Origin of the sequence: Sphingomonas sp. Ant20 (genome assembly GCF_000783375.1) — a bacterium.
Classification (GTDB): Bacteria; Pseudomonadota; Alphaproteobacteria; order Sphingomonadales; family Sphingomonadaceae; genus Sphingomonas; species Sphingomonas aerolata.
In genome coordinates, this window is the sequence record NZ_JRVI01000261.1 from 1 (window position 1) to 2,639 (window position 2,639).

The 2,639-nt window shown below is 68.8% G+C and carries 5 protein-coding genes; 3 read left to right on the forward strand and 2 right to left on the reverse strand.

Features of this window, described 5'->3' with window-relative positions:
• A partial coding sequence (locus tag NI18_RS19870) for a hypothetical protein (RefSeq protein WP_037532722.1) occupies positions 1-305 on the reverse strand: 305 nt, incomplete at its 3' end.
• Between the two features lie 205 nt (positions 306-510).
• Here NI18_RS19870 and NI18_RS19875 point away from each other — a divergent pair.
• Both NI18_RS19875 and NI18_RS27475 read left to right on the forward strand, forming a co-directional pair.
• Positions 511-1,338, forward strand: a complete 828-nt coding sequence (locus tag NI18_RS19875; protein ID WP_306286549.1) for an esterase-like activity of phytase family protein — start codon at positions 511-513, stop codon at positions 1,336-1,338.
• Between the two features lie 36 nt (positions 1,339-1,374).
• Complete coding sequence (locus NI18_RS27475; protein ID WP_306286550.1) at positions 1,375-1,545, forward strand: hypothetical protein; 171 nt, start codon at positions 1,375-1,377, stop codon at positions 1,543-1,545.
• Between the two features lie 219 nt (positions 1,546-1,764).
• Here the strand turns inward: NI18_RS27475 and rpmB are convergent, their stop codons facing one another.
• The gene (gene rpmB / locus NI18_RS19880) at positions 1,765-2,055 is read right to left on the reverse strand and encodes a 50S ribosomal protein L28 (RefSeq protein WP_031395040.1); all 291 of its coding nucleotides are present in this window, start codon (positions 2,053-2,055) and stop codon (positions 1,765-1,767) included.
• 227 nt (positions 2,056-2,282) lie between these two features.
• Here rpmB and NI18_RS19885 point away from each other — a divergent pair, with 227 nt between their 5' ends.
• A complete protein-coding gene (locus NI18_RS19885) occupies positions 2,283-2,516 on the forward strand; it encodes a hypothetical protein (protein ID WP_031395039.1) in 234 nt (77 codons plus the stop codon).
• Positions 2,517-2,639 lie beyond the last annotated feature (123 nt).

Sequence of the window (2,639 nt, forward strand, 5' to 3'; positions counted from 1 at the left end):
CCGATCGTGCCGTTGCCGCGACCGGCAACCGTGTGGCCGAGCAGGCCGCCGGCGAGCGCGCCGACGATCGTGCCGCCGGTGTTGTCGCAGCCGCGACGGTTGTTGCGGTCGTTGCGGTAGTTGTAGCGGCGGTCGTTGCCGCGATATTCACGGTCATAGCCCCGGCCACGATCATAGCCGCGCCCGTCGTAACCGCGGTCATAGCCGCGCTCGTAACCGTAACGCTGCGCCTCGGCGGCGACGGGGACCAGGGTCGCGGTGCCCATTGCGAGCGCGCTGACGGCGAGGGTGAAGGTCTTGAACATCAAACGTCTCCCATTTGGGACCTGGGGGAGTGCGCCGGTGGCGGGCCCTTCGATCCTGATGACAGCCTTATGGTCGAGTCGGATTGAGCCGAGCCTGAATGCGTTCGTTATCAACGGTTCAGGCGAGACTCCGGTCCCGCGCCCTATCACGCACGCCTGACTGGAAGCGGGTGCCCCCGGGCGCGGCAGCGGCTATGGGGCGGGCGTGCGGCGTTTCCCGACCCTGTTGTTCGTGCTGGCGAGCGTGCACCTGCTGGTGCCCGGATGGAGCGGCACGTCGCGGCTGCCGCTGCTGGGCGCGGCGGCGGACATGACCGCGACGCGGGTGCGGATCGATCCGGCGGATCCGTCGCGGCGGCGGCTCGGCGGGCTGACCTATCTGGGCGGGGTGGTGCTGCGCAGTCGCGATTCGGCGTTCGGCGGGTATTCCTCGATCGCGGTCCGTCGCAGGGCTTCGCGAACCCAGGTGACGCTGCTCAGCGATGGCGGGAATATCGTCCGCTTTCATATCGGTGACGACTGGCGGCCCGCGGGGATCGGCTTTGCCGCGCTGCCGGGTGGTCCCGGGCAGGGCTGGTCGAAGCGCGACCGGGACAGCGAATCGCTGACGATCGATGCCGCGACGGGGACCGCGTGGGTCGGGTTCGAATATTGGAACGCGGTCGGGCGCTATGCCGCAGGGGCCGACGGTACGCTGCTGGCGCGATTCGACGGGATGGTCCGGCCGCGGGCGATGCGCGAATGGCCCGACAATGGCGGGCCCGAGAGCATGGTGCGGTTGCGCGATGGGCGATTCGTCGTGCTGTCGGAGACCGCGCGGCCGCGGGTGCGGACGAGCGCGGGCGGGGTCGGGCGCGGGACCGGGCGGCGGGGGCTGCTGTTTGCGGGTGATCCGCTTAACGCGCGCGGGGTGGGCTTTACCTATGTGCCGCCGGTCGGGTTCAGTCCGGTCGATGTCGCCGAGTTGCCTGATGGGCGGCTGATCGTGCTCAACCGCGCCTTTGCCGCGCCGTTCGCGTTTTCCACGCCGTGACGGTGATCGAATCGGGGGCGGATCCGGGCGGGGGCGGTGGTGCGCGGACGCGAGATCGCGCGGCTGGCGGCGCCGCTGGTGCATGACAATTTCGAGGGGATCGCGGTGGTGCGCGAGGGGGACGACACGGTGGTGTGGATCGTGTCGGACGACAACGAGACCGTGCTGGAGCGGACCCTGTTGCTGAAGTTTCGGCTGGAGGGGTAGCGGGGGGGCGAGCGGGGGCTGGCAGTGGTGTCTCGACTTCGCTCGACACGAACGGGAGGGGACGGTGCACCGGGCGGGCGGTGTTTCGACTGCGCTCGACACAAACGGAGAGGGGGGTGGAACGGGTTCGGCGGCGCGTTTCGGTTCGACGGGCGCACGAACGCCGACGCCCGCGCTCCGGTGGGAGCGCGGGCCGAGGCCGTGTCGCAGTCGCGCGGGTTAGGCGGCGGCGGCGATCTTCTTGACGACGTCGCGCTTCAGGCGGCGGGCCTTGAGCGAGAGCTTGTCGTCCGAAGTCTTGACGAGCCAGTTGTCGAGGCCGCCATTATGCTCGACCGAACGCAGGCCGTGCGTCGAGACGCGGAGACGAACGCTCTGCTCGAGCGAGTCGGAGATCAGCGTGACGTTCTGCAGGTTGGGCAGGAACGTACGCTTGGTCTTGTTGTTGGCGTGGGACACGTTGTTCCCGACCATCCGGCCTTTGCCGGTCAGTTCGCAAATGCGCGACATCTGTCTACCTATCAAGTGTCGGGAGGAACCCCGGAAAGGCGCGCGGATACCCGGCAAGCGCGGCCGCGTCAACCGATTCACCCGTTTTTGCCGATCGGTGCCCACGCGGATGCGGCGAACGGGGCGGCACAGCGGGGCGTGCAACCGCGCGGGGTTGATCGACGTTGTTACGCCATCGAACCGGTCGACGCCCGCATTGGGTCGTGGCCTTATATAAGGGGAATCCCATGCGTACGCTCTTGTCTCTGGTCGCGATCGCGCTGCTCGCCGTCGTCGCTCTGATGTATTTCGGGATCATCAACATCGACCAGACGCGCGCCGGCGCGATCCAGACGCCGAAATTCGAGGCGGACGTCGCCAAGGTGCGGCTGGGGACCGAGACCAAGACGGTCGCGGTGCCGACGATCTCGGTCGACAAGCCGGGGACCGCGGCAGACAATGGCCAGGTGCCCGCCAACTGATCCGCGCCCGCCTTGTCCTGCAGCTTTACCTGATGGGGAAGGCAGGGCAGGGCGGGGCATGTTTCCGATCCCCGACCCGATGCGGCGCGCGCTCGACGCCGCGCGCGATGCCGCGGCGGTGGG